Below are 26,741 nucleotides of genomic sequence, written 5' to 3' on the forward strand. Positions count from 1 at the left end.
CCTTTTCTACTTTATTTTTCCAAATTCAAGTATAAAGGTTTCAGGTGTTTTTTTCTTGCTTCAGGTGGCTAACTTAATTTTACAATTTGCCAAAACAAACATTCAAAATATTTCTGGAATTTTATATCAAAAGGTTAAAAATTAAAACAAACTCACAAAGCCCTGAAATTGGTAACCTATTTACACACAATATTGATATTATTTTCTTGTATTTTTCATTTGGTCCATGAACCACTACTTGACTAGGATTATCATAATCAAAAAATGCTGATTCTTTCATGTCTAAATATGTAATCACTTCTAAATCTTCTTTTAATAATTCAAAATCAAAAATATTTGTATTTTCTGCCATGCGTTCTGGTCGCACAGATTCACCAAAGCAATAATTGCTCGTAGAATAATTTTTACTAAGCAGCCAAATTAAAATAGATTACAAAAAGCCGAGACTAGCTCAACTTTTTAAGAAATATTTATTCCTCTCCGTAAACATCCGCGTCAGAGAGTTTAAGAACTATCGTTGTATCCTCGGGATAGGCAGATAATTGAGAAGCAAATTCTTCATCACTGTCTTTTCGAACCTTTGCCTTTAGGCTGATTTTAACTTCTTGTTTCATTTCGACAAGGGCATCATAGAGTGATTTAAGATCATCAATATCAGAACTGCTAGCTTTTGGAAAAATAGTGTATTTGGCATATTCATGATCGAACCAAGTTGCTTCTTTTTCAAAATCAACTGGTGAAGTTTCACTAATTTTCAACTTCAAAGAAACATCATAGTCAAAACCATTTATTTCGATCAGCTTCGCAATCTTTGAAATAACTTCGAATGTGCCAGATGCCTTTAACTTTAGAGTCGCTTTATAGGGAATTGCTGAAAGTTCAAATTGTTGAGCAATTGCGAACGGGTCTGGTTCCCCACCTTTTTTATCTTGAGTAGGTGGATTAAAAGTCGTTGTTACAGAATAGCCTTTTGTCAAGCATTTTTCATATTCTTCAACGACTTGATCAGTTTCCAACTCTTCAAGTGATTCGCTAACACGGCGTTCAGTCATACGGTTTTTCAATGCTGATTCTTCTTTTGGATAAGTAATTTTTACAGAGTAAGTCATTATGTTCTTTCTATTATTAGGATACTCCATTATATCAAAATGAACTTTCTTTATATAACTTTCAAATTCTACTTGATCTTATTATAAGTTCATTTCATGAATCAAATTTACCATTTCTACTACTCCTGTAGCAGTAAAAAAGCCTTTTGACAATGACAGCATCAACTTGAAGGTTTAGATTGACATGTCCTTCTCCTTTTTGAGTGAGATTTAAAGTTCAGTATATTTTAATAAGTCACTTTTGAAACCTAATTAAAAAGAAATGGTTAAGAAAACCACTTCAGAGTTAAAGCTAAATATACGAAAAAAACTTACAAATTTTTTATCTTCTTTCATCCAGACTATACCGCCAGCTTCTAAATTTAATAGAATCATGCTGCTAGAAGCTCTCGGGCTTTAACGCCGGTAGTTAATTTCACCCTGCACTAAAGATTTATTCAATTATGTGGATATTATAACATTGCCCAAAATACTTATCAATTACATTCTGACCTTTTTGTCAAAGTAATAAATTCTTAACACAATTTTATATATTTTCAATTCAATATGTTTTTTGGAACAAATACTTTTGGAAATTTTTTAACAAAAATCGCAAGAATCACAATTGCTGCAACTGCAGTCAAAACACCACTTATTCCATTCACCGCTAAAGAGTAAGCAACAGCTCCCCAACCTTTCCAAGCGTATTGACTCCAGAAAATAATACCCGCGATAAAATGAAGGGTATATTTTACCAAAACTGCTATAAGAACTCCAATAACTACAGGGAAATATCTCAGTTCAAGTTTACGTTGGCGGAAAAATCCAGCTAATCCGAGCGATACGGGTGCTAAAATATATTCAATAAAAGCTTGACTTGGAGCTAAGATATATGCATGACCTGTAATAATAGTCAAAATTCCCCAAACTAACCCACCAACAAAACCCGCATAAAGACCACGCCGTAGACTCAAGATCAAAATAGGAATACAAGCGATTTCAATAATAATCCATCCATAAACAGTATTAGGAATTAAACTAATAATGAAGGCAAGTGCTGCCATAAGTGCAATTTCTGTCAATAAACGGACATCGAATTTTGAATTTGACATAAAAAATCTCCTTTTTTTACACAAAAAGGAGTTGAAAAAATTCACATTCCTACGCGAGCATTATCTCGATCAGGTCAGATGGTATTTCTCACTTTTGGATAGCAGTTATTATATTTGACTGTCACCTCAAAAGACCCATTGTGCATATGTTTTATATTATGTTGTCAATTTTAACATATTCTGCAAAGAAATACTTGTTGAATGAGTTGAACATAATTTTAATTAAATTTTACTCCAAACTTTTTTTAAAAAATCGAAAGTGCAATAGGATGTATTGGGTACAAGTCTAACATCCGCCCCCAAGTCTTCTTCTCTGCCAATCCCTACAGGTGTGGCCCCAGAAGCTTTGATAGCTTTTACACCTGCATAAGAGTCTTCTATACCTATGCAATCTACTGGTTGTAGTCCAAGGGCATGAGCAGCAGCGATAAATATGTCTGGAGCTGGTTTCGAGGCTTTCACTTCTGCTGGATCCGCAATGGCATCAAAATAGCCTGTTAGGCCCATCTTTTTCAATAAGAAGGGAGCGTTTTTTGAGGCGGAGGCAAGAGCAATCTTAATTCCATTAGACTTTAAATCTTCTAAGAGTTTTAATATACCAGGATAAATATCACTGGAACTAACGTCTTGAATCATCTTGACATAATTGTTATTTTTTCGATTAGCCAATTCGGCGAATTCATTAGGAGAAACTACTTTGCCACCTAAATCTAAAATCTTCTGCAAAGAATCTTCACGTGATACACCCTTTAATTGCTCATTGAATTTTCGACTTACTCCGACAATTCCAATTTCTTCAGCCAATAACTTCCATGCTTTATAGTGATATTCAGCTGTGTCAGTAATGACACCATCTAGGTCAAACAATACTGCTTTAAACATCTTGTTCTCCATATTCTTGTAAATTGTGTTTGGCTTTAAATTCACCCTGTCTCTCTTGAGTGGATTCACGTAAAATCAGCTTAAAAGGAACAACCGTTTTTTCATGGTAATCTGAATTGTCATTTAGTAAAGACAAAAATTTCTCAACACTCGCAGCGCCTAATCGGGTGACATTGATATCAAAGGTTGTAAAAAATGGATGAATAATTGTTCCAAAAACAGAATTATTAAAAGTAATCAAGCTTATGTCTTCAGGTACTCGAACACCTTCTTCTTTTAGCTTTCCTAAGACCTTTAGTGAAAGAACATCATCCATAATTACAAACGCTGTTTCATTGCCATAGGAGAATCTCTGATCAAAATTCAACAGACTTGAAGTCAAATTTCGCTTTTTCATCTCATCCACGAAACCTTGATAACGCTCCTCAAAAACCTCTCCTTCTTGTGTATCAGTTACGAATGCAATGTGATTGTGTCCTAGCCCAGCCAAATGCCTCACTGCTTCACGTCCAAGTAGCTCATTATCATTATCAACATGAGTAATTTCATTTTGATGATCAGAAGGGGTCCCAACCAGCACAAAGGGTATTTTATTCCCCATCAGATACTCACGTATCCCATCAATTTTTCCAGCATATAAAACGATAAAACCATCAACCCGACGTTCGGAGTAAAGCAATCGAACTTGTTTTTTAAGTTCATGTTGAGTGTGCCCAGTAGCGATTGCAATTGAGATATTAAATTTTCTTGCCGTCTCATTTATTGCCGTCAAGATTTTCATGAAGAAAGGTTGGCTTGATTTATCAACTACAGGTGGAAAAACTACCCCAATCGTATTTGTCTTTCCTGATGCCAAAATCTGAGCTGCTGCATTTCGAGTGTAGCCAAGTTCTGACATAGCTTTTCGAACTTTTGATTTCGTTTTCTCACTGATCTCAGGTGCATCTTTAATCACACGACTTACTGTAGAAGGGTTGACACCTGCTTTTAAAGCTACGTCTTTTATTGTTACTGCCATTTATATTCCCTTAGTCCCCATCAAATAAGATAGAGGGGCCCTATCTCTGTTAATCTTTATTATTCCCCATTTTCGCAATTTATTTCTACATTGTCAATAAATTTTTAACTTAAATTAGTCACGAAGTTGTCAAAAAGTTGAGTAGCTTTACCGTAAACATTAAGTTCCAAAGGTTCACCTTTAAGTAGATGTATTTCCACATGCTTATTGCATAAAACCTTAAGCAAGCGCCCACGATAATTTACATGGAAGGAATAACCCTCCCAGGCTTTAGGTAAAACCGGAGCAAAACTTAACTTCCCATTCCAAGTTTTCATTTGTGCAAATCCCTGAACTATTGCAAGCCAAGATCCTGTCATCGAAGTAATGTGAAGACCATCATCACTGTCATTATTATAGTTGTCAAGATCTAGACGAGCTGTCCGTTCGTACATTTCCATGGCTTTCTCTTCATAACCAAGCTCAACAGCCAAAATTGCGTGGATACTTGGGCTTAAAGAACTTTCATGAACTGTTAAAGGTTCATAAAAATCAAAATTTCGCTTTTTCTCTTCTAAATTAAATTTATCACCGAAAAAGTAAATTCCTTGTAAAACATCGGCCTGTTTAATATAGGGACTACGCAATATCCGATCCCAAGACCAGTTTTGATTAAGTGGAAAATTTTTAGAATCAAGTTGAGCTACAGGGGTAAGGTCTTTGTCAAGAAACCCATCCTGTTGTACAAAAACTCCAAGTTCATGGTCCTCTGGAAAATACATTTTATCAACTATATCCGCCCATTTGTTTCTTTCTTCATTTGAAACCATTAAATCTGGTCTAGGGTATTTATCCAAACTTTCAGAAGTGTATTTCAATACCCAAGAAGCTAATTTGTTTGTATACCAATTATTGTTAACATTGTTTTCATATTCATTTGGGCCAGTAACCCCATGAATCATGTACATGTTTTTACGAGCTGAAAAATGCACTCGATCTGCCCAGAATCTTGCAATTTCAACTAAAACTTCTAGTCCTTCATGTGCAAGATAAGCTTCATCACCTGTATAATTACAATAGTTATAAATGGCATAAGCTATCGCTCCATTGCGATGAATTTCTTCAAAAGTAATTTCCCATTCATTATGACACTCTACACCAGTAAAAGTGACCATTGGAAATAATGCACCAGCTAGTCCTTGCTGTTTTGCATTATGATGAGCACCCGCCAATTGATTTCGTCTATATTTTAAAAGATTTTTGGTAACAGATTGATCTGTCAAAGCAAGATAAAGAGGCACAGCGTAAGCTTCAGTATCCCAATAAGTAGCGCCACCATATTTTTCACCAGTGAAACCTTTTGGTCCAATATTAAGACGCTCGTCCTCACCATAATAAGTACTAAAAAGTTGAAAGAGATTGAAACGAATGCCTTGTTGTGCTTCATCAGAACCAAAAATTTGAATATCTGAAATATCCCATCGTTTTTTCCAATATTCTGAATGAGAACCTAACAATTCATCATAAGAAAACTTCACAAGTGAATCAGACATGGATAAATCAGCTTCTTTCATCTGCTCTATGCTTTCATAGTCTCTACTTGTTAAAACCACCACACGTTTTTCAAAGTTTAAATTATTGTTAGCTGATAAATTTCCTTCAAAGCTTTCAATTATCGCTCCATTTTCGAATTCTTGCATAATGCGACTAAACATGCCTTGATGCATTTGGTGTGTAAAAAGTGTAAATTGTTCTACATCAAAAGGGTTTGGTATTGTTTGGCTAACGATAAAAGAACCTTCCTTTGTTACTCCATGTTCCAAAATGTTCCAGAAATTCTCATCGAAGTTGGCATCTTCATTTCGAACATTTGTATCAACATAAGACCTTATATGTATCGTATGATTTTCATTATCAATACTTTCAAATTCAAATTTAAAAACAGCGAGCTCATTCTGTGAGAGTGAGAAAAACCTTTGAGTACTTACTCGGACACCCAAGAATATATAATGATAACTAAAAGTTCCATGCTGCATGTCCAAAGTCATTTCAAAGTCAGAAACCAATGGCTTTGCCAAATCAACTTCTTGCTCATCAACAAAGAGTTGGACCTTTGCAAAGTTAAGCGCATTAATTGCTTTACCAAAATATTCAGGGTAGCCATTTTTCCACCAACCAACTCGCGTTTTATCAGGAAACCAAACACCTGCAACATAAGTTCCTTGGTGATGGTCACCGCTAAAACTTTCGCTAAAGTTTCCGCGCATTCCCATATAGCCGTTTCCGATCGAAGTCAAAGATTCCTGAAGTCTCCGATTTTCAATTTCAATTTTATTTGATGTAATTTTCCAAGGATCAATTTCCATAATACGGTTAATTTGTTTCATTTCCATTTTCTTCCTGACTTATTTTTTTAAATACTTGATATTCCCATCCTTCAAGCGTCATTTTAGAACTAAGTTCACATTTTTTGCTTCCAAGAATTTGTTGATAGTTTTTCCCTTCTATCTTGAAATCAAATTTCAAGTTAGCTTTTGTTTTACCCAAATTCGTTAAAATCAAAAAATCATTACGTTCGTACACAAATGCAGTTCTATGTTTTTCAAAATAAAATTTAATTAAACCATCCGATATTGAAAATTCATCATGTCTCAACTTAATCAACCATTGATATAATTTGAAAATCGAAGTATTTTCCACTACATTTATCGTCTCATAATTAGGATTAACTTCCATCCAAGGCATATTCTTTGAAAACCCAGAATTTTCTGTTTTATCCCATTGCATTGGTGTTCGTGCATGATCACGCGCGTTAATTGTAACATTTTTAAGCGCTTCAGTTTCTGGTAAATCTTTTAAAAGGTCCTTATAATGCCTAATATTTTCTATGGTTCGTAATTGCGTAAAAGACTCAAAAGGAAAATTTGTCATACCAATTTCTTGTCCTTGATATATGAATGGCGTGCCACGTAAAAGCATGTAAGCCACCGCTAATGCTTTTCCTGAAATCTCTGATCCATCTCCAAAAATATCTATTGAACGGGGCTGATCATGATTATCTAAATACAGAGCATTCCAACCACGCTCAAGTTGGGCTTTCTGCCAACGAATTAGGGCTTGTTTAAACTTATAAATATCTCCTGATCCATCAGGACGGCGAACGTTTTGCTCTAACTCAAAAATCATATCGATATAGCCATTTTCATCAGTCCAATTAGGCGCGTCGGAAGATAAGACCCCTGATGCTTCCCCAACTGTTAGTGCCCCATATTCATTAAAGATATCTTTTAACTCCTTCATGTAATCTTCAATACCTGTCACATTCATAAATGGTTGCCAGGGACCATTGGCACGCCATGATTTGATTTTAAAATCCCAAGATTTTTTTTGAATATGAGAGATTGCATCCAGTCTAAAACCATCAAGCCCCAACTCAAGCCACCAACGAATCATTTTATATATTTCTGCACGTAGTTCGGGATTCTTCCAATTTAAATCTGGTTGCTCTTTTGCAAAAACATGAAAATAAGCCTGATTTGTTGTTTTATCAAAAGTCCAAGTTGATCCACCAAAGAATGAAATCCAATCATTTGGCATTTGATTAGCTGTAGCATCTTCCCACAAATAAAAATTTCGGTATGGATTGTCTTTTGATTTTTTACTAGCTAGAAACCATGGATGTTGGTCTGAAGTATGGTTGACTACCAAATCCATGATGATTTTAAAATTTAGTTTGTGAGCTTCTTTAAATAGACGTTTTAGTTCATCTAAATTTCCAAACATCTCATCAATTGCAAAATAATCAGATATATCATACCCTCCATCTATTTGGGGACTTTTATAAATTGGATTTAACCAAAGAAAGTCAACGCCAAGTTTTTTCAGGTAGGGTAATTTTTCAATAATTCCTAGAACATCTCCTACACCATCTCCATTCGAGTCTCGAAAAGATTTTGGGTAAATCTGGTAACCGACGAAACGATGAAAGTAATTTTTATCATTTTTCATATTTTTTTACAATCCTTGAAAACGTTTTTAATATAATTTTTATTTTATCTCACAAGCAAAAGCTTCCCATGGTTTTAGATTAAATGAATTTATATTCTCAACTATTCCATAATTATGAATTAATAAATTCTTAATCTCAAAGTCTGATTCAAAGATATTTTGCTCGTTGGATAAATTGACAACAATTAAATATTTTTTTCCTTCAAAATTTCGTAAATAAGCAAAAACGTCATCCGCAGATTCCAAAAGTTCAAATTTCCCTTTAACTACCCAATCATTCTCCTTTCGTAACCGAATTAATTTCTGATAGGTTTTAAAAATCGAATTTGGCATTGACAGATCAGTCAATACATTGATCTCCTTATAATTAGGATTTACAGCTATCCAAGGTTTAGAGGTTGTAAATCCAGCGTTCTCTGTTAAATCCCATTGCATGGGTGTTCGGGCATTATCTCGACCAATGCGTCTGATAGCATCCATAATTTTTTCTTCAGGCCAACCCTTTTCACGTGCCACGACAGCCCAATTTCTTGACTCAACATCATTCAACTCATCAAATTTAACAAATGGAAAATTGGTCATCCCTATTTCTTCACCTTGATAGATATAAGGGGTCCCTTTCATCAAATGTAGTAAAATGGCAAATGCTTTTGCAGATTGAGTCCTAAATTTTCCATCATTTCCCCAATTTGAAACAATTCTAGGTAAATCATGATTGTTCCAAAAAAGAGAGTTCCAACCTTTTTCCAGGGCTTGCCACTTAGAAAAAATTTCTTTTAACTTCAAGACAGAAAGCTCACCGCTCTCCCATTTATCTCCATTTTTAGGATAAGTTGATGTAATATGTTCAAATTGAAAAACCATTGATAATTCTTTGCGTTTAGGGTCACTATATAATTCTGCGATCTCAGGAGTTGCCCCCCAGGTCTCTCCAACTGTCAACAAGTCTTTACTGCCAAAAGTAGCTTGATTCATCTCATGTAGATATTCATGAAGTTTTGGGCCATTTCCAGTGATTCCCTTATCAATTTCCTTACCAATCAGGTCAATGACATCCATTCTAAATCCACCAATTCCTTTATCAATCCAGAAATTCATCATATCATAAATTTCTTTACGGACTTTTGGATTTTCCCAATTTAAATCAGGTTGGCGTTTACTAAATAAATGCAAAAAATATTGACTTGTTCTCTCATCAAATTCCCAGGCAGAACCCGAAAAAATAGATGATAATTCATTAGGTTGGTCCCGCCAAATGTAATAATCTCGGTATTTACTATTTTTAGATTTAGCTGCTTCTATAAACCATGCATGTTCATCCGAGGTATGATTGACTACCAAATCCATAACAATCTTAATCTCACGTTTTGTTGCCTCTGCGAGCAGACAATCCATATCAGACATCTCACCAAAAATACCAGCTATCGCGCGATAGTCCGAAATATCATAACCATTATCATCCATTGGTGACTGATAAACCGGGCTTAGCCATATACAGCCAATACCAAGTTCTTTCAGATAATCTAATTTAGAAATAACTCCAGGTATATCACCAATACCGTCTCCATTTGTATCCATAAATGACCTTGGGTAAATCTGATAAACAACTGTTTTTTGCCACCAATTCTCTGTCACAATTTTCTCCTTTAGCTTAAAAATTCAAATCATTAACTATTTATAAATCACAAATCCATATTGTAGAACACTGTTATCCTCTACTAGATTTGAGAAAACGACATTATCTTCTGTAAATGAAACTGGTTGTTTTCCAATGTTAAAAATGGCTTTCAATTCTCCGCGTTCAAATTTCACAATCCCTCTTCTATTATCAACACGTTTCCAAACAACACTGGAATCGGACAAGACTTGAGCATAATTATGGCGAAATGCTACCAGTTGTTTAAAGAAGCTAAACATGTTTGCATCTTGTAAGTCTTCAGACCAAGGCATACATCTACGACAATCAGGATCCATATCACCTGTCATTGCAAATTCATCACCATAATAGATACAAGGAACTCCTGGCTGCAAATAGGTAAATACTTCAACTAATTTCATTAATTCTTTATTATTTTTTGCGACTGTCAAGATTCGAGGTGTATCATGAGAGTCAAGTACATTAAACATCAATTGATTTGTTTGTTTCCGATAAAGTGTTAACTGAGTGTTTATATTTGAAACCATTTGATTGAGTGTAATTTTTTTCGTGATTAAACCATCTTTAATAGCATCTGTATAAGCATAATTCATTACTGCACTAAACTCATCCCCTACTAACCATGGCTGAGCCGAATGCCAAACTTCACCTAAAATGTAAAAATCTTTCTTGATGGAATCACATGTCATACGAAACTTCTTCCAGAATGTATGATCTACTTCATCTGCTACATCTAGACGCCATGCATCAATGTCGAACTCACGAATCCAGTATTCTGTTATCTTCAACAAATAATCCTGAACTTCTGGATTTGATGTGTTCAATTTTGGCATGTGTGGTGTAAAAGCAAATGTATCATAAGTAACATTTTCTGCATTTTCGAAATCATCCGTAGGCGTATAGGTAGCTGGCCACGAATTAACATGAAACCAATTGGCAAATTTTGAAGCCTCTTGATGTTTCAAGACATCTAACCACTGACTAGATGTATCACCAATATGATTAAATACTGCATCTAACATAATCTTAATTCCACGGTCGTGTGCTGCATCTACTAACTTTTTGAACAGCACTTTATTCCCAAACGATGGATCAATTTCAAGATAATCTTCTGTATCATATTTATGGTTAGAAGCCGCTTTAAATAATGGTGTAAAATAAATTCCATTCACTCCAAGCTCTGTCAAATGGTCTAAATGATCTATGACTCCCTGTAAATCTCCACCATAGAAATCTTGTCGTTCCGGTTTTTCCTTGGGGTTCCATGCCTTAACTCCAGCTGGATCATTGCTCTCATCTCCATTTGCGAAACGTTCAGGAAAAATTTGATACCACACAGTGTCTTTTACCCATTCAGGTGACTTAAACCGATCTGATTCATGAAAATAGGGTAAACGGAAAGCAGCATATTTTTGATTTAACAATTTCTTTTTATATTCAAAAACGCCTTGATCTGTAAGAATAACCTTTTTTCCATCTACAGATGTTAAAATAAATAAATAATCCATCCTTTTAGTAGGTACGGTTACTTCTACTTCAAAATAATCACTAGTAGTGGTGAAAAGTGTTTTGTGCATTTTAGAAACATTACTTTTCCAATATTGTCCTTCTTTTCCTTCAATTTTTTTCCATATATAAGGATCTCCATAGACTAGTTCGGCACTTAAAATGTCACCACGAGTCACTTGAATCCGGATATGAACTTTCTCATTGGTGTACAAGTAAGCATATTCTGATTCTGGGCGATGGAAAATAGCGTCTTTGTTCACAATTGAACCTCCAAAAATTTTTAAAAAATTCTTTCTCTTTATAATAAGTTGAAATATATTCCTTTAATATCTGTCTAAAAAGACTTTGCAGAAATTTATAGAAAATTTAAATTCAAATTATTTAAAATTTTATCATAACACCTTTAATTACGCAATCGATTGCATTAAATTTATAGTTTTAAAAATGGTTTTTTCCTCTAATATTAGCTAATTAATCGCTTTTATCAATTATTTAGATCATTTTTTTAAAAATATTAGTTTTTTTCTCTTGACAAAATGCATACGTTTGCGTAAAATAAAGAAGTAAAAAAATAAAACGTTTTCATTAGGAGGAAACACAACATGAAGTCTTGGAAAAAAATAGCTCTCAGTGGAGCATCTGTTCTTGCAGTCGCTACACTTGCTGCCTGCTCATCAAATAACGGAAGCAAGGCAACAACAACTTCATCAAGCACAAATTCTAAAGACGTCAAGGGAACTTTGACACTCTGGGTAGATCCAGCAAATGCCGCTTCTTACAAGACTCTAGTTTCTGGATTTGAAAAAGAGTATTCAAATGTTAAAGTGACTGTGCAACAATCTCCAACAGGATCAGCTAATGCTAAACAAGACATTTCAAAAGACCCCTCTAAAGCTGCTGATGTCTTTAAAGTTCCAAATGACCAACTTGGAGCAATGGCTGAAGCAGGCTATATTAACCCACTTTCACCAGATGCGACTCAATGGGTAAAAGATAATGATATTAATATTGCTGGCCAAGCTGTAACTTGGAAAGGTAAAATGTATGCTTATCCACAAGACCAACAATCAAATTTAATCTTCTATAATAAGTCTAAATTTACAACAGCGCCTGCAGCTTGGACTGATTTTACAGCGGACAAAGTAATTGGTACTGATTTTACAAACTCATACAACTGGTACCCAGCATTCCTTTCAAATGGTACTGTTCTATTTGGTAAAGACAGTGAGACTTTAGATGGAACTGATGCAAACACAGCTCCTGGTGTTCAAGTTATGTCTTGGTTTGCTAAACAGGCTTCTAATCCTGGAGTTAAACAATCTGGTTCTGCTCTATTAGCTGATTTGCAATCTGGAAAAACTTCCGCTGTTCTTGATGGACCTTGGGATTCTCAAAATATCAAAAAATTCCTCGCAAATGATTTTGGTGTAACAACTCTTCCAAAGATTGACTTTGGTAATGGTACTAAACAAATGCAAGCCTTCTCTGGTGTTGGTACTTTAGCTGTTAATTCAGCTTCAAAATATCAAGTAGCTGCTTCAGAACTAGCTAAATATCTTTCTAACGCTGAATCACAAATGGCTCTTTATAAAGCGAATGCTGCTATACCAGTTTCAACTAAAGATCAAAGCGATTCAACAATTAAGTCTGATCCAGTTGCTCAAGCCGTCATAAAGCAAGTAAAAAACGATACTTTGATGCCTAAAATGCCTGAAATGGCAACTTTCTGGACTTTAGCGGCTCCAATGATTCAAAATGCTGAAGCTGGAAAGATTCCTGCAGACCAATACCAAGCACAACTTGACAAATTCGTTGCAGCTATTTCTAAAGCAACCAACTAATCATTAGATGTCTCGCAAGAGAGGTTGGGGTAAGACTCAATCTCTTTTGTTTTCATATTAATAAAGGACAAATTTATGTTCAAAAAGAAAAATAAATTACCTGAAGAAGCAACTTTCAGAGAGGCTTGGAACAATGGCGATGTTTTTACCAAGTTAAGTTTCTTTGTTATGGGTATCAGCCAAATAAAAAATAAGCAATGGCTAAAGGGTGTTTCATTTCTTCTAATTGAAATCGCCTTTTTAGCTTGGTTTGCCTTTAGTGGTATCAGTTCATTAAGCATGCTTTCAAGTCTAGGCATAAACAAAAAGACTTCTCCAGTATTTGATGCTGCTCAAGGCGTTTATGTGACAAAACAACCTGATAACTCTTTGATTATCCTGCTATTCGGATTACTTTCGCTTATTGTTATTGCATTATTAATTTTAATCTATGTCACAAGTCTTCATTCAACAAAACATTTATATAGCTTAAATCGGGATAAAAAACATATTCCAACTACGAAAGAAGATCTTGCCTCACTTCTTGACAGCCGGCTTTATGCAACGTTGATGATCATTCCCTTAATCGGAATTTTCGCTTTTACGGTTGCTCCTTTGCTTTTAAATATTACAATTGCATTCACGAATTTTAACCAATATCATCCAATAGGTTTTTCTTGGGCGGGTTTTCAATCCTTTGGACAGATTTTTACTGGAAATACGGGAAATACCTTCTTCCATGTCTTAGGTTGGACAATCATTTGGGCAATTGCAGCTACAGTTACTACTTTCTTTGGTGGCATTTTTCTTGCCCTTCTTATTGAATCAAAGGGAGTTAAATTCAAAGGACTTTGGCGGACGATTTTCGTAATTGTATTTGCTGTACCACAATTTGTATCTTTATTGATGATGAACATCTTTCTGGATAATGAAGGACCTCTTAATACTTGGCTTCAGACTAATCACTGGATCAGTGCTCCTATTCAGTTTTTACAAGATCCGATGTTAGCTAAATTTTCAGTAATTTTTATCAATATGTGGATTGGTATTCCAGTAACTATGCTAGTCGCTACGGCAATCATTCAAAATCTTCCACAAGATCAGATTGAAGCAGCTCGGATTGATGGTGCTAACATTTTTCAGATTTTTCGCTCAGTTACTTTCCCGCAAATTCTTATTGTCATGACTCCAGCGCTCATTCAACAATTCATGGGAAATATAAATAATTTCAACGTTATCTTCCTCTTGACTGGAGGTGGCCCGTTGAATGCGAATTACTATCAAGCTGGATCAACTGATTTATTGATTACCTGGCTTTATAACATTACATTGAAGTCAGTACCAAACTACAATGTCGGCTCCGCAATTGGAATAATAATTTTCATTATTATGGCATCTATATCACTCGTAGCCTATCGTAGAACTAGTGCATTTAAGGAGGGTTAATCATGAAATCGTATAAGAGTCAGAAGAGGCTTTCCTTAATCTCAAGATATATATTGGTTATTTTTTTAGCAATAGTTTGGATTTTTCCAATAATTTGGATGATACTGGCCAGTTTCTCAACTAATAACTTTACTGGATTTATCCAAACCTTCATTCCTCACAATTGGACATTTAATAATTACTTTCAGCTCTTTAATAACCCCATTTTTCCTTATGGAAGCTGGCTGGTAAATACCTTAGTTGTAGCTTTGGTTACAATGGTAGGGAGCACTTTCCTAAATATTATTGTTTCCTATGCCTTGTCTCGCCTACGTTTCAAGTTGCGCAAACCTTTTCTTCAATTTGCTTTGATTTTGGGAATGTTTCCTGGGTTGATGTCTATGATTTCTTTGTATTACATCTTAAAGGCTCTTAATATGCTTAACTTAGTTGGATTAACATTAATCTATATTGGTGGTGCAGGTCTCGGATTTTACATTGTCAAAGGTTTCTTAGATACAATACCTCGCTCAGTTGATGAAGCCGCCATGATTGACGGTGCTACTCGTTGGCAAATTTTCACTCACATTACACTTCCACTTGCTCGCCCGATGCTAATTTACACAGCCCTGATGTCATTTATGGGCCCCTGGCTTGATTTCCTCTTACCAAGTATTATTTTAGGTGGACAAGCTCCAGAAAATCGAACTATTGCATATGGTCTCCAGAATATGATAAATAACTCACGAGGAGCAAGTTCACAATACTTTGTTTCCTTCATCGCAGGATGTGTAATAATTGCCATTCCTATTACCATTTTGTTTATCTTTATGCAAAAATTCTATGTAAATGGAATTACGGCAGGTTCCGACAAAGGTTAACTATATCCATTGAAAAAAAACAAGATTTGACAAATTCATCAAATCTTGTTTTTTTTTTCATCAAATTTAGTATTTCTAGTATTTAGACGTAAGTTTTCTCACGAAAAGATATGTCCAGGATCCCCGAAGACTCGAAAGTCTTGAATTTTATCTTTATTCATCCGAATGGTCACTACATTTGTCAAAATGACTTTCGAATTATTCTTTTTTATGTATGTCACAGATACTTCTACCATAATAATTGTTCGGCGCTCACCATTCTCTAAAAACTTTCCGGTAGTAATTGCGAGGACTTCATGATGGATTTCAGTGATTGATTCGAAAAACTCGGAATACATTTTTTTAATTGCATCTATCCCAATGAGGGCAGCACTATTTCCAAAGCGCTGAGTTCCATCCTCAGCAAAGAAACTGGCTACACGATTTGTCTTCATTGAATCGACAGCTTCAAAATAATCTGTTACTAAACTTCCGACTGACATTTATTCTCCTACTTTCATATGGGTACTTTCCCATTTTAAATAATCTTCAATTGCTATAGCAAAATTTTTATTGAATAGTTCAACATCTAATTTGGAAAAATTCACCCAGCGAAGTTCACTTGTTTCTTCATCCTTGTATGTTAAGTCAACCTCTCCATTAAAATTACAAACGTACCAAATATCAATTGGCTGAGCTATATCGCCATTTGGATAAGTGAGATTTAACCAATTATAGGCGCCTAACTGTGTCACAATCTCGAAATCCTGAATCTGAGTTTCTTCAAAAACTTCGCGGCGTAGCGCCTTTTCAAAGCTTTCACCAATCTCAATACAGCCACCTGGAAATCCCCATAGCCCTGAATCTACCCTCTTTTGCATTAGGATTTTTCCTTGTTTATTCCTAATCAATGCCACGACAAAATTTAAAATAATCTTGTCATGTCCAACTTTGCTTCGTATCCATGAAATGTAATCCACTTTTACCTCTCTTTTCATTTTATAAAACAAGCCTTAGGCTATTAAATAAAATCACAAAATTTTTCAACAGTTTACTTCAACTTTGTTTTAAGTTTTTCAACAAACTCATAAGCAGCAGGACAGTACTCTGTGTTTTTTAAAGTCAGATGGTTAATCTGGTAAATTTTTTTGCGATCCGTGTGAGGAAAATCACGGCAGGCCTTAGGACGACTTTCATAGATCGTGCAGAGGTCATCTGTTCCTAAAAACGGACATGGCATTGCCTGAAAGACCTTGTCGCCATCTTCATCTACTCGTAGATATTTGGCTTCAAAACCTTGCAAACTCATCCGTAGATACTTAGCAATACGTTCAATGTCAGCTTCCTTAAAGTCAGGACCGAGTGTTTTACAGCAATTAGCACATTTAGTACAGTCAATCTCCCGAAAGACTTCATAGTGGATCTCAGCAGTAATTTCATCCAAATGTTTAGGTGGCTTTTTTTTGACTTGAGCAAGAAACTTAGCATGTTCTTTGTGTTTCTGCTGAGCTAAATCTCGATAATGGTCAATGTCTATAAAGTCTGCTGAGTGCTTCGTCATTATTACATTCTAGCACATTCACAACAAACAAGAAAAATCGCCACCATGTGGCTGTTCTAACTTTTATTTTGGGAAGTTAATTCTTGATACCTAAAACAAGAAGTTAAATGATCATTGACAATTCCTACTGCTTGTAGGTACGCATAGATAACCGTCGTACCAGTAAACTTAAAACCTCTTTTTTTCATATCTTTAGAAATCCGATCTGAAAGCTCAGTTGAGGCAGGCCGACTAGCTTCATCTGAAAGATGATTTTCGACGACTTTCCTGTTCACAACCCCCCAAAGATAAGCATCAAAAGACCCGAACTCTTTCTGAATAGCCAGAACCTTTTGAGCATTGACAATGGCCGCATTAACTTTCAGCTTGTTTCGAATAATTCCCTCATTCTGAATCAGACGTTCACGATCAGTATCATCGTATTTTGCAACTTTTTCGATGTTAAAATTATCAAAAGCAGCATAAAAATTTTCTATCTTATTTAATATTGTATTCCAAGATAAACCAGCTTGGTTTAAATCTAGTACAAGCTTGGCATAAAGTTCTTGATCATCATGGAGTGGTGTTCCCCAAAAAGTATCGTGGTAATGCATCATATTTTCAGAGGAGAGACACCAGTCACAACGCGTTTTTTCAATCATTTTTTTCCACATTCTTTCTCAAAAAAATAACAAAACTTCTTAATTTATTTATCACTCTCAATATATAGAAAAGCCTACTGTGATTAGCTTCCAACGAGACAACAACGATTACGGAACAAAATTTTAAGATGATAAATCAGATATACATGCTTAGTAGACAGAACCATCCTCTTCACCTCACCAAAAACTAAGTCAAGGATGATCATTTATCAAGTAGAGAAAGACAGGGGTACTGTGGCTTTTTGTTTGACTCTATCAATTAATGCACACCTAGTGGTGAATTCTACTTTCTCAAATTTTAAAATTGGTGTTATTCATACTTTCTCAATTGGTGCAACTTTAGCCAACAATCGTTTTTGCCCAACTTCAGGAAAGTTAATCCTAAGCTCAAGATTGTTGCCAGAGCCTGTCACAGAAAGTACTACACCGTCACCCCATTTTTTGTGACGGGCAGTATCTCCCATGTGCCAGTTAACAGTTGGTTCCTCAGGCATTTTTTTCCAAGGTAGTTTTTCTTCTGAGTTATCCACGCGTCTTGTAGATGAGGAATTTGATGCCCCCGATACACCAAAGTTACGATCAGCTGAGAATCTTGCACCAGATCCTGAAAATTCGACGTTGAAGCTGGTATTGCGGCCCCGTGCTTGACCCGTAAATTCAATTAACTCTTCCTCAATTTCAGAAATGAAACGGCTCGGGCGATTATAACTTAATTTACCATAAAGCACACGAGAATTAGCGTTTGTAAGATAGAGACGCTTCTCCGCTCTAGTAATCCCAACATAGGCTAAACGGCGCTCTTCTTCAAGTTCGTCATGGTCTTCATTAACACGTGAAAGGGGGAAAATTCCCTCTTCCATCCCAACTATGAAAACAATCGGAAATTCTAAGCCCTTAGCCGAGTGAAGCGTCATCAAAGTCACGCCTTGTTCTGATTCATCATCCACAGAGTCAGTATCCATTATTAGTGAAAGATCATTCAAAAAACGAGAGAGCCGTTCTGATCCGGTTTCATTTACTAAATTTTCTGTTGATTCATTTTTTTTATCAAAGTCCTGAGTAACAGACTTAAATTCATCAATATTTTCAATACGCGTTTGTGCCTCAATAGTATTTTGTTGCAAAAGAAAGCCAACATAATTTGTCTTGGCAATAATTTCCTCCAATATCTCAGTGATGGTCATCTTATCAAGTGAATTTCTTAAAATATCCAATTGCAAACCTAAATCATAAAGACTTCCGGCTGCTTTCCCTACAATTGAAGATAAAGGTAAATCTAAGAGGGAAGATGACATTGATTTACCTTGGTTTACTGAAAAATTACGAAGCTTTTCTAATGTACCAGGTCCAACGCCCCTTTTTGGCTCATTTACGATCCGTTCAAATGAAATATCATCATTCGAATTTGCCAAAATGTTTAAATACGCAATTAGATCACGAATTTCCTTTCGACTATAGAATTTTGTTCCGCCCACCATTTTATAAGGAATATTTGACTTGAGCAAAGCCTCTTCAATAGTACGAGATTGTGAATTTGTACGATAGAGAACTGCATGATCTGCGTACTTTTTCCCTTCAGAACGCACATTATCCGAAATCTGTTTTGCTACGAAAACCGCTTCTTCTACACCGTCACTGGCGCGATGGTAAGTAATCAACGGTCCAGAATCATTGGAAGTCCAAAGATTCTTATCTCGCCGATTGACATTGTTTTTTATGACTTGATTTGCTGCTGCTAAAATTGTCTTTGTAGAACGATAATTTTCTTCTAAAAGAACAACCTTGGCAGAAGGATAATCTTTTTCAAAGTCGAGAATATTTTGCATATCAGCTCCACGCCAACCATAGATTGACTGATCAGCATCTCCCACCACACAGACATTACCAAATCGTTCACCAATCAATTTAACCAGCTCATATTGGGCACGATTAGTATCCTGGTATTCATCCACATGGATATATTGCCATTTGCCTTGATAATAGGCCAAGGTCTCTGGCACCTCATGAAAAAGTCGTAGTGTTTGCATGATTAAATCATCAAAATCCATGGCTTCAGATTTACGTAATTCCTTTTGATAGGATTTGTAACAACGTGCAATCAACATAGTCATAGGATTGCTAGGTTGAGCTGACTTTTCATATGCTACTTCATCAATTAATTCATTTTTCGCATTAGAAATTGCTCCAAGAATTGTTTTTGGATCCAATTTCTTTGGATCCAAATCAAACTCTTTGAGGATACGTTTTATTACGGTTCTTTGATCAGAAGTATCAAGAATGGTGAAGTTACGGCTATAACCTATTTGATCAGCATCTCGACGTAATATACGCACACACATTGAGTGAAAAGTCGCAATCATCGAATCTTGAGCTGCTGGGTTTAAATGAATCGTACGTTCACGCATTTCACGAGCAGCTTTATTAGTAAAGGTAATAGCTAATATATTCCAAGGATTGACCATCTTTTCATTAATTAAATATGCAATACGGTGAGTCAGAACACGCGTTTTACCGGACCCCGCTCCAGCCATTATTAAAAGCGGCCCTTCTGTCATTTCTACAGCTTCTCTTTGCTTTTCATTCAAACCATTTAGTAATAAATTCATAATAATAATTATAGCAGAATTTCATCTATACATGACTTTTCACATATAACTTTTGGTTATGTTTTAGTTTTGTTTTATTGATAAAACTGACTGGAAGATTTAAGGCAAAGGAGAAATTCATTCAGTCGGGGTGAAAAAAATTATCTAGTCACTCATTAATTAACTTTATAATAGATATTATTGAGCATTTAACTTTTTTGGCATTTGAATCATAAATAAACAAGAATTACATTGAGAAATTACATTTTTAACTTTAGTTATTTTATTTTCACTAATTTTTTAAATAATTATTTTTAAAATTTAAACTAAGATCAATTTAACCAAAAAGATTATCATTAAATTTTACAGTTTTATTAACTACTATCTTAAAGATTTCATTTATGATTTATGATTATTTATTAATATAATTTATTAGTGTCTATATGCCAATGCGTTTCGAGAATAATAATTTTCTTACCACTACATTTATAAATAGATCATTGCTATACTCTAGAAATTATTAACAGTTTATTCTGGGTAGTGAAATTTGAACTATAACAAATTTTTTGATAATTCATTTTATTAAACAAAAGCATATTATTATGTACGCCACCAAAAATAAACTTGAATAATAAATAAAAAAACCTGATCACTCAGGTTTTATATGATTTTGGTTGTTTACTTAGATAATTTAGAAGCTGCTGCTTCATCTACAATAACAGTTACATTGTCACGGGTTTGAAGAATAGATGCTGGAAGTTCAATAGTTACAGGGCCTTCAATCATTCCTTTTACAGCATCAGCCTTTTCAACTCCCCAAGCCATCACAACAAGTTGTTTAGATTTCATAATTGAAGCAATGCCCATTGAAATCGCTTGACGTGGGACATCTGATTCATTCTCAAACATGCGGGCATTGGCCTTTATAGTTGACTCCGCCAAGTTAACCACGTGAGTAGTAATCGTAGTTGGAGTTCCTGGTTCATTGAAACCTATGTGTCCATTCTGACCTAGTCCAAGCACTTGCCAGTCAATTGGGTGCTCATCAATTATTTTATCGTATTCTTTTACAAATTCATTAAGATTAGTCGCTTTACCATTCGGTACATATGTTTCTTTAAAAGGCTTCTTATCAAAAAGATGCTTTTGCATAAAGTAACGATAAGATTGATCAGATGTTCCATCAAGTCCTACGTATTCATCAAGGTTGATAGAAGTTAAATCGCTTAAATCAAGGTTTGATCTTGTAACTTCATTATAGAATGAAACAGGTGTTGAACCTGTCGCAAGGCCTAGTACTTTCGTACCTTTTAATAATGCCTCTTTGAAAAGTTCAAATGCGACTTTTCCGCCTTCTTGTGGATCTTTAACTTTAATGATTTTCATGGTTATCTTCCTTTTATTTTTGGTATACACCAATTATAGATTATTTTTTTAATTTCCGCAAGGCCTTTTGAAAATTTATTTAAGAAACTCAAAAAAAAATCATGAAAAGGAGATAACTTATTAATTCTCCAAATACTTTTACAAATCATGAAAATTAAGAATTTTAAACAGACTTTTTCATTCATTGAAGCAACCTATCATTTAGGCTTGTGAAAATCAAATTTGATTTTAATACATTGCTTTAACTAAAAATAAGCAAGGGAGTTAAAAATTTCATATTTTTTAATAGTTAATATATCTTTGTAAATTGACTCACCAATCCAATCAGAATGAAAAAGTATTAGAATTTACAAAATATTTCTTAATTATTCAAAACTATTAAAAAAAATAAAATACATCATGTTTATGTCGAAAAAATTGAGTTTATCTTTTATTGCTTCTTTTTAATTTATTGGCAATCATACGGGCAGAGGAACTTAAAACGATTATCGTGAAATATCCAAAACAAAATTCCAAAATCATAATAATTTGACTCAGTGATTCAAATATTATGTCATTTATCACAAAAAAATGAAGACAGCAAAAGATAAAAAAATAAACTATATAATGAATTCTGTTATAATGTTTCGTATGGATATTAAAGAATTTGATTATAACTTACCTGACGAACTAATCGCCCAAACTCCGCTTGAAAAACGTGATGCGTCACGCCTTCTGGTTCTTAATCCTATTACTGGATCAATGCAAGACAAACACTTCTACGACATTTTGGATGAGTTTGAAGCTGGCGATGCACTTGTCCTTAATAATACTCGTGTACTCCCTGCCCGTTTGCACGGGGAGCGGTCAGAGACACATGGTCACGTTGAGCTACTTCTTTTGAAAGACAAGGGTGACAATATCTGGGAATGTTTAGCAAAACCTGCGCGTAAGATGAAGGTTGGTGAAAAGGTTAGCTTTGGTGATGGGCGTTTAAAAGCCAAGGTCATTGCTGAGGGAGAAGACGGGATTCGTCTCATGAAATTTATTTATGAAGGCATCTTTTTACAAGTGCTCGAGTCTCTTGGCGAAATGCCGCTTCCTCCCTACATTCATGAGCAATTGAAAGATCAAGAACGGTATCAGACTGTATATGCCAAAGAGCAAGGCTCTGCAGCAGCCCCAACTGCTGGTTTGCATTACACAAAGGAATTGTTGGATGCAATTGAGGCAAAGGGAGTTCACATTGTTGAGCTGACCCTTCATGTTGGTTTAGGTACTTTCAAACCCCTAAGTAAAGCAAATATTGATACAGAACGACTTCACAGTGAATTCTACCGGCTATCTGAAGAGGCTGCTGAAACCCTTCGTGAAGTTAAAGCAACTGGTCACAAAATCATTGCAAGTGGGACAACTTCAATTCGCACACTTGAGACAATTGGAAGCAAGTTCAATGGCGAAATAATAGCCGATTCAGGTTGGACTGACATTTTCATTATGCCAGGTTATGAATGGAAAATAGTGGATGCTTTCAACACAAACTTTCACCTCCCAGGTACCTCACTAGTTATGCTTGTTGCAAGCTTTGCTGGAAAAGATTTTATACTTGATGCTTATAATCATGCAATTGAAGAAAAATACCGCTTCTTCAGCTTTGGTGATGCCATGTTCGTAAAAAATCAACAAAAATAAAATAGCCTTCCCGACCAGTTCCATATCACTTTTTTATGAAAAGTCTGTTGGAGAATTTTTTTGGACTTACTATCATTCTTATCTATGGCGTACTAATATTTCAAATTTTTTGTGAATTACAAGTTTAATCTAAATACCCAATTAAAACTGAAGTAAGTTTGTCAATTTAACATTCTTTTATAGGAATTAATTACTCAAAAAGAAATCTGTTCAGCACTCCACAAGCAATATTTTTAGGTCAAAATAATTTTTTGTATTCTATACTTGAATAATATAAAAGGTATTGAGTTGGATACATCCAGCTCTTTTTTCATTCATTTTATTGTGTTTTTAGTTAGCTATTAGCTATATATAATTTTTTGCAAAGAGCTTAAAATTTGAAATTATAAATTATATTCTATAAGTACTGGTACTCTAACCCCATATTTTGCAAATTGAAAACCGTTCACTCACTTACAAAAATACACATATTTATTTGTGAAAGCTATTCTTCATAATGAGGTTTATTTATGAAATAACCTTGTCTATTATCCATGGTTAATTTATTAGCGAGATTTAAGCCTTCAATATCTTCAACTTCTGTTATATCTATCTTTTTATTTTTTGTTTTAATTAAGCGTACCCAGTCACCAATATTTAAATAAAACCACTCTGCATCATTTTTCTTATAAAATTTTGATAAAGGAATTTTTACACCATAAATATATTTTAAAAGCCATTTAATTTTTTTATAGTAACTTTTATCTGGTTTTACTTTTTCTAAAATTACATGAACACCTATTTTTTTACTAATTTTCAAATTTTTCTTTATTCTTACTTTCATTAAGAAACCTATTTTATCAGATAATTCTACATTAAATTCAATTCGTAACTCCATAGGATAGCATTCTCCCTTTACCCACCTAATAAAATACTCATAACGTGGATCAGAAAGCTGCATTAAACTTATATTGATAGCCAAAAAACTTGAAGGATAGCTTATATTTATTAAACTTTTTTGAAGTAAATGTACCACTTCTCGCAAGGTAAATTGATTAATATCATCTGGGAATAACCATTCTTGCTTTTGATCATCAAATTTTCTAAGTAATGCTTCTAAACCAGATGTATTTCCCTTATTATCTATAATCGTTTGAAAATAAAAAGTATAGTTGTCAATATTCTCCATTGTTTTAGGATAAATTGATTTTTGCCTTTTTGCCCAAAAATAACTAATTAGAATTCCTAACAAACATAAGACAATAAAAATTAGAATAATAATTGACATAATCTTTATTAACATATTTTATCCTTTTTTCAAACTTTTTCTAGCAGGACTAACCCAAGCTCCATAATGATCATTTTTCCCAAAATAAGTTTTCAAAGCTGGAATAAAGGTTGTCACAATTGTTAAGGGATTCACTATCCAAAATAAAAGCATATAAAGAGGAGCAAAAATAAAATATCTAAATTTTTCTCCTTTACTGTCTAATATTAACGCTGATAATAATTGAAATGTTCCTGCTATTAGCTCAAATGTTACAAATATAAAAGACATTGCTAATCCATGCCAGATGCGTTCATAATTACCGATTAATAGAAAATATATCATTAGCAATATAAAAATAACTGTGGAAATAAAAAAGAAGAATGACCAAATAATTGAAAGCGTTGTATCTAAAAACATAGATAGTACATACCTATACTTTATTGAGTGCATAATGAATTTTAAAAAATTTGTAAACCAAACCTCAGTACCACCTTGTGCCCAACGTTTTCTTTGTTTGTAAAGCTGGGGTAAAGATTCTGGCACATTCATATGAAACAAGATATCTGGAGCAAATCGTGGAGTTACACCAAACATCAAATGATCCCAAGCAATACTTATATCTTCAGTACTTCTATCCTGCCTGAAGCCCCCAACATCTGTAAGAAATTGTTTCTTATACATTGTGTTTGCACCACTGTATGAGTACATTGAATCGTTAATCGAAGTTTGACTTCTTTTAATTACCCCAACGATACTAGAAAATTCAACGGTTTGAGATTTTCCTAAGATAGTTGTTCTATTTTGTACATCCATATTCGCGGTTACAGCTGCAGTATTTATATCCTCTTCATTAATAAAATAATTCATATACTTCATTAATGCATCTCTCTCAGGAATTGTATCTGCATCATTGCTTAAAATATACTCACCTTTTGCAAAATAAGTTGCAATATTAAACCCATGAGCCTTCCCTTGATTTTTCAAAACATTTATTACACGTAATTTATTGTGTTTTTCTTGCATCTTGCGAAGAATGGATAATGTCTGATCTGTACTTCCATCATTAATAACTAGTATTTCATAATTGCTATAATTTAACATTGTTGCTAAATACTCAACAGTTTCTTCTATCATAATTTCTTCATTATGTGCAGGAACCATAATAGTAATCATGGGTTGCTCTTTGGGCAATAAATTAATAAAATTGAGCTCTTTTTTTCCCTTTTTTAAAAATCTATAACTTAGAGAACCAAAAAACCAAAACAACGCTCCAATAACAGGGTACAGACATAATATTAAGAAAAAAATAGATAAAACTATTTGAAAACCATTACTTCCTGCCAATATTTGCCCAAAACTATTATTTATCATAATCGTCCATTTCCGCCCTTATTGCTTTAGAGAGCTCATTATTTGGTAGGTTTTTTTCAGGCACAACTTCAAAATATTTTACATTATGTCTGAACTTTTCTTCTCCAAAGCGTTCCTCAATAAATTTTTCTGCGTTTTTCCCTCGTTCAATACTAGAAACAGAATCAAAAGTTGGCCATTTTTCAATAACAGACTCTCTTCGGTTATTTTGAATAATGGTCATACTGATTGCGTATAAAAATGTAATAATCACACAAAAAGAAAGAACTACAAGTAAAAACTTAATTTCAATTATTCCCTCAGAATAATCCCAGAACATCCATCCATACTTCTCTTTGGATAAATAATACAAAAAAGAATCAATTGTTATAAATGTCGGGACTATAAAGCAGAACCATCCAACTAAAGCAAGTAGAAGTTGTTTAATTTTTAATATATAATTCCCTTTTTCAAAGAATAGGTCAGAATAGCTGAAATTTTTTTCTTGATTTATGTTATTTATTTTTTTCATATTATATTTTTAGCTAAACTATGCTTAATTTACTTTGTTGAAAAAATGATGCCATAGATTTTGTAAGTAATTAGTATCACCTTGTCAGGATGTGCCCACTCTTCAAATAATGCACCATCAAACGCAAATTTTGAATATTTAAGGAAGTTTTTTTATAAGCTTTCATCTTCTAAATAAATTTATTCTTAAGTTTTATAAAATTTGATACAAAAATTGAAACTTTTATAAAAAATTAAAAAAATTGCAAATTTAATTTAGCCACCCCGATACATCTGAAGTGGTGTCTGATACTTGAACATTTTTCTTGGATATTGAGCCATCCAAGTCTCAATCTTGGCAACAGCCTGAGCTGTTGTTTGTTTTGTTCCTTTGGGTAAGAAACGTCTGATCATGCGGTTATGATTCTCA

General features: G+C 34.2%; 22 protein-coding genes, 1 pseudogene and 1 riboswitch. Of the genes and pseudogenes, 4 read left to right on the forward strand and 19 right to left on the reverse strand.

Features of this window, described 5'->3' with window-relative positions:
* Positions 1-121: 121 nt before the first annotated feature.
* From HNQ37_RS06205 to HNQ37_RS06245, 9 genes are all read right to left on the reverse strand, one after another.
* Positions 122-367: a hypothetical protein gene (locus tag HNQ37_RS06205; protein ID WP_414672545.1), complete on the reverse strand. Its 246-nt coding sequence runs from the start codon at positions 365-367 to the stop codon at positions 122-124.
* Between the two features lie 103 nt (positions 368-470).
* Entirely contained in the window at positions 471-1,109 is a 639-nt protein-coding gene (locus HNQ37_RS06210; protein WP_183540372.1) for a hypothetical protein, read from the reverse strand.
* A 536-nt stretch (positions 1,110-1,645) separates the two neighbouring features.
* Positions 1,646-2,200 carry an energy-coupled thiamine transporter ThiT gene (gene thiT / locus HNQ37_RS06215; protein ID WP_183540374.1) on the reverse strand — a complete coding sequence of 185 codons (555 nt, stop codon included), beginning with the start codon at positions 2,198-2,200 and terminating at the stop codon, positions 1,646-1,648.
* Between the two features lie 29 nt (positions 2,201-2,229).
* Positions 2,230-2,349, reverse strand: a riboswitch (TPP riboswitch).
* A 73-nt stretch (positions 2,350-2,422) separates the two neighbouring features.
* On the reverse strand, positions 2,423-3,082 hold the full coding sequence (gene pgmB / locus HNQ37_RS06220; protein ID WP_183540376.1) for a beta-phosphoglucomutase: 660 nt from the start codon (positions 3,080-3,082) through the stop codon (positions 2,423-2,425).
* Positions 3,075-4,100 carry a LacI family DNA-binding transcriptional regulator gene (locus HNQ37_RS06225; protein ID WP_183540378.1) on the reverse strand — a complete coding sequence of 342 codons (1,026 nt, stop codon included), beginning with the start codon at positions 4,098-4,100 and terminating at the stop codon, positions 3,075-3,077. The genes pgmB and HNQ37_RS06225 overlap by 8 nt, the downstream gene beginning before the upstream one ends.
* Positions 4,101-4,204: 104 nt before the next feature.
* Positions 4,205-6,466: a glycoside hydrolase family 65 protein gene (locus tag HNQ37_RS06230; RefSeq protein WP_183540380.1), complete on the reverse strand. Its 2,262-nt coding sequence runs from the start codon at positions 6,464-6,466 to the stop codon at positions 4,205-4,207.
* On the reverse strand, positions 6,453-8,087 hold the full coding sequence (locus tag HNQ37_RS06235; RefSeq protein ID WP_183540382.1) for an alpha-glucosidase: 1,635 nt from the start codon (positions 8,085-8,087) through the stop codon (positions 6,453-6,455). The genes HNQ37_RS06230 and HNQ37_RS06235 overlap by 14 nt, the downstream gene beginning before the upstream one ends.
* Before the next feature lie 39 nt (positions 8,088-8,126).
* Positions 8,127-9,722, reverse strand: a complete 1,596-nt coding sequence (locus HNQ37_RS06240; RefSeq protein ID WP_183540384.1) for an alpha,alpha-phosphotrehalase — start codon at positions 9,720-9,722, stop codon at positions 8,127-8,129.
* Positions 9,723-9,758: 36 nt separating this feature from the next.
* On the reverse strand, positions 9,759-11,513 hold the full coding sequence (locus HNQ37_RS06245) for an alpha amylase N-terminal ig-like domain-containing protein (protein WP_183540385.1): 1,755 nt from the start codon (positions 11,511-11,513) through the stop codon (positions 9,759-9,761).
* Positions 11,514-11,855: 342 nt separating this feature from the next.
* Between HNQ37_RS06245 and HNQ37_RS06250 the strand changes: the two genes are divergently transcribed.
* The 3 genes from HNQ37_RS06250 (at position 11,856) to HNQ37_RS06260 (ending at position 15,379) form a co-directional block, all read left to right on the forward strand.
* Positions 11,856-13,094: an extracellular solute-binding protein gene (locus HNQ37_RS06250; RefSeq protein ID WP_183540387.1), complete on the forward strand. Its 1,239-nt coding sequence runs from the start codon at positions 11,856-11,858 to the stop codon at positions 13,092-13,094.
* 75 nt (positions 13,095-13,169) lie between these two features.
* The gene (locus HNQ37_RS06255; protein ID WP_183540389.1) at positions 13,170-14,519 is read left to right on the forward strand and encodes a carbohydrate ABC transporter permease; all 1,350 of its coding nucleotides are present in this window, start codon (positions 13,170-13,172) and stop codon (positions 14,517-14,519) included.
* Positions 14,520-14,521: 2 nt separating this feature from the next.
* Entirely contained in the window at positions 14,522-15,379 is an 858-nt protein-coding gene (locus tag HNQ37_RS06260) for a sugar ABC transporter permease (protein ID WP_183540391.1), read from the forward strand.
* 98 nt (positions 15,380-15,477) lie between these two features.
* Here the strand turns inward: HNQ37_RS06260 and HNQ37_RS06265 are convergent, their stop codons facing one another.
* The 6 genes from HNQ37_RS06265 to HNQ37_RS06290 all read right to left on the reverse strand — a co-directional run bounded on the left by HNQ37_RS06265 (position 15,478) and on the right by HNQ37_RS06290 (position 21,531).
* Positions 15,478-15,861, reverse strand: coding sequence for a nuclear transport factor 2 family protein (locus tag HNQ37_RS06265; protein WP_183540393.1), 384 nt, complete (start codon positions 15,859-15,861; stop codon positions 15,478-15,480).
* Positions 15,862-16,338, reverse strand: coding sequence for an NUDIX domain-containing protein (locus HNQ37_RS06270; protein ID WP_183540395.1), 477 nt, complete (start codon positions 16,336-16,338; stop codon positions 15,862-15,864).
* Positions 16,339-16,409: 71 nt separating this feature from the next.
* On the reverse strand, positions 16,410-16,919 hold the full coding sequence (locus HNQ37_RS06275; protein WP_183540397.1) for a YkgJ family cysteine cluster protein: 510 nt from the start codon (positions 16,917-16,919) through the stop codon (positions 16,410-16,412).
* Positions 16,920-16,975: 56 nt separating this feature from the next.
* Positions 16,976-17,560, reverse strand: a complete 585-nt coding sequence (locus tag HNQ37_RS06280) for a DNA-3-methyladenine glycosylase I (protein ID WP_183540400.1) — start codon at positions 17,558-17,560, stop codon at positions 16,976-16,978.
* 314 nt (positions 17,561-17,874) lie between these two features.
* Positions 17,875-20,166, reverse strand: coding sequence for a DNA helicase PcrA (gene pcrA, locus HNQ37_RS06285; RefSeq protein ID WP_183540402.1), 2,292 nt, complete (start codon positions 20,164-20,166; stop codon positions 17,875-17,877).
* A 657-nt stretch (positions 20,167-20,823) separates the two neighbouring features.
* Positions 20,824-21,531: a glucosamine-6-phosphate deaminase gene (locus HNQ37_RS06290; protein ID WP_183540404.1), complete on the reverse strand. Its 708-nt coding sequence runs from the start codon at positions 21,529-21,531 to the stop codon at positions 20,824-20,826.
* Positions 21,532-22,161: 630 nt separating this feature from the next.
* On the opposite strand from HNQ37_RS06290, the gene queA reads away from it, so the two are divergent.
* A complete protein-coding gene (gene queA, locus HNQ37_RS06295; protein ID WP_183540406.1) occupies positions 22,162-23,202 on the forward strand; it encodes a tRNA preQ1(34) S-adenosylmethionine ribosyltransferase-isomerase QueA in 1,041 nt (346 codons plus the stop codon).
* A gap of 484 nt (positions 23,203-23,686) precedes the next feature.
* On the opposite strand, the gene HNQ37_RS06300 is transcribed toward queA, so the two are convergent.
* The 4 genes and pseudogenes from HNQ37_RS06300 to HNQ37_RS08720 all read right to left on the reverse strand — a co-directional run.
* The gene (locus HNQ37_RS06300) at positions 23,687-24,484 is read right to left on the reverse strand and encodes an EAL domain-containing protein (protein WP_183540408.1); all 798 of its coding nucleotides are present in this window, start codon (positions 24,482-24,484) and stop codon (positions 23,687-23,689) included.
* 3 nt (positions 24,485-24,487) lie between these two features.
* On the reverse strand, positions 24,488-25,822 hold the full coding sequence (locus HNQ37_RS06305) for a glycosyltransferase family 2 protein (protein WP_183540410.1): 1,335 nt from the start codon (positions 25,820-25,822) through the stop codon (positions 24,488-24,490).
* A complete protein-coding gene (locus HNQ37_RS06310) occupies positions 25,812-26,333 on the reverse strand; it encodes a hypothetical protein (RefSeq protein ID WP_183540412.1) in 522 nt (173 codons plus the stop codon). Before HNQ37_RS06310 ends, HNQ37_RS06305 begins: the two co-directional genes overlap by 11 nt.
* 254 nt (positions 26,334-26,587) lie before the next feature.
* Positions 26,588-26,741, reverse strand: a pseudogene (locus tag HNQ37_RS08720) (IS30 family transposase); the annotation flags it as partial.

Origin of the sequence: Lactovum miscens (assembly GCF_014202895.1) — a bacterium.
Classification (GTDB): Bacteria; Bacillota; Bacilli; order Lactobacillales; family Streptococcaceae; genus Lactovum; species Lactovum miscens.

Excerpts from the sequence above, each read along its gene's own strand:
- HNQ37_RS06230 (WP_183540380.1), bottom strand. The coding sequence starts at position 6,466 with ATGAAACAAATTAACCGTATTATGGAAATTGATCCTTGGAAAATTACA.
- HNQ37_RS06210 (WP_183540372.1), bottom strand. The coding sequence starts at position 1,109 with ATGACTTACTCTGTAAAAATTACTTATCCAAAAGAAGAATCAGCATTG.
- HNQ37_RS06300 (WP_183540408.1), bottom strand. The coding sequence starts at position 24,484 with ATGTTAATAAAGATTATGTCAATTATTATTCTAATTTTTATTGTCTTA.
- pcrA (WP_183540402.1), bottom strand. The coding sequence starts at position 20,166 with ATGAATTTATTACTAAATGGTTTGAATGAAAAGCAAAGAGAAGCTGTA.
- HNQ37_RS06260 (WP_183540391.1), top strand. The coding sequence starts at position 14,522 with ATGAAATCGTATAAGAGTCAGAAGAGGCTTTCCTTAATCTCAAGATAT.
- HNQ37_RS06265 (WP_183540393.1), bottom strand. The coding sequence starts at position 15,861 with ATGTCAGTCGGAAGTTTAGTAACAGATTATTTTGAAGCTGTCGATTCA.
- HNQ37_RS06275 (WP_183540397.1), bottom strand. The coding sequence starts at position 16,919 with ATGACGAAGCACTCAGCAGACTTTATAGACATTGACCATTATCGAGAT.
- HNQ37_RS06290 (WP_183540404.1), bottom strand. The coding sequence starts at position 21,531 with ATGAAAATCATTAAAGTTAAAGATCCACAAGAAGGCGGAAAAGTCGCA.
- queA (WP_183540406.1), top strand. The coding sequence starts at position 22,162 with ATGGATATTAAAGAATTTGATTATAACTTACCTGACGAACTAATCGCC.
- HNQ37_RS06255 (WP_183540389.1), top strand. The coding sequence starts at position 13,170 with ATGTTCAAAAAGAAAAATAAATTACCTGAAGAAGCAACTTTCAGAGAG.
- HNQ37_RS06305 (WP_183540410.1), bottom strand. The coding sequence starts at position 25,822 with ATGATAAATAATAGTTTTGGGCAAATATTGGCAGGAAGTAATGGTTTT.
- HNQ37_RS06250 (WP_183540387.1), top strand. The coding sequence starts at position 11,856 with ATGAAGTCTTGGAAAAAAATAGCTCTCAGTGGAGCATCTGTTCTTGCA.
- HNQ37_RS06310 (WP_183540412.1), bottom strand. The coding sequence starts at position 26,333 with ATGAAAAAAATAAATAACATAAATCAAGAAAAAAATTTCAGCTATTCT.
- pgmB (WP_183540376.1), bottom strand. The coding sequence starts at position 3,082 with ATGTTTAAAGCAGTATTGTTTGACCTAGATGGTGTCATTACTGACACA.
- thiT (WP_183540374.1), bottom strand. The coding sequence starts at position 2,200 with ATGTCAAATTCAAAATTCGATGTCCGTTTATTGACAGAAATTGCACTT.
- HNQ37_RS06280 (WP_183540400.1), bottom strand. The coding sequence starts at position 17,560 with ATGATTGAAAAAACGCGTTGTGACTGGTGTCTCTCCTCTGAAAATATG.
- HNQ37_RS06225 (WP_183540378.1), bottom strand. The coding sequence starts at position 4,100 with ATGGCAGTAACAATAAAAGACGTAGCTTTAAAAGCAGGTGTCAACCCT.
- HNQ37_RS06235 (WP_183540382.1), bottom strand. The coding sequence starts at position 8,087 with ATGAAAAATGATAAAAATTACTTTCATCGTTTCGTCGGTTACCAGATT.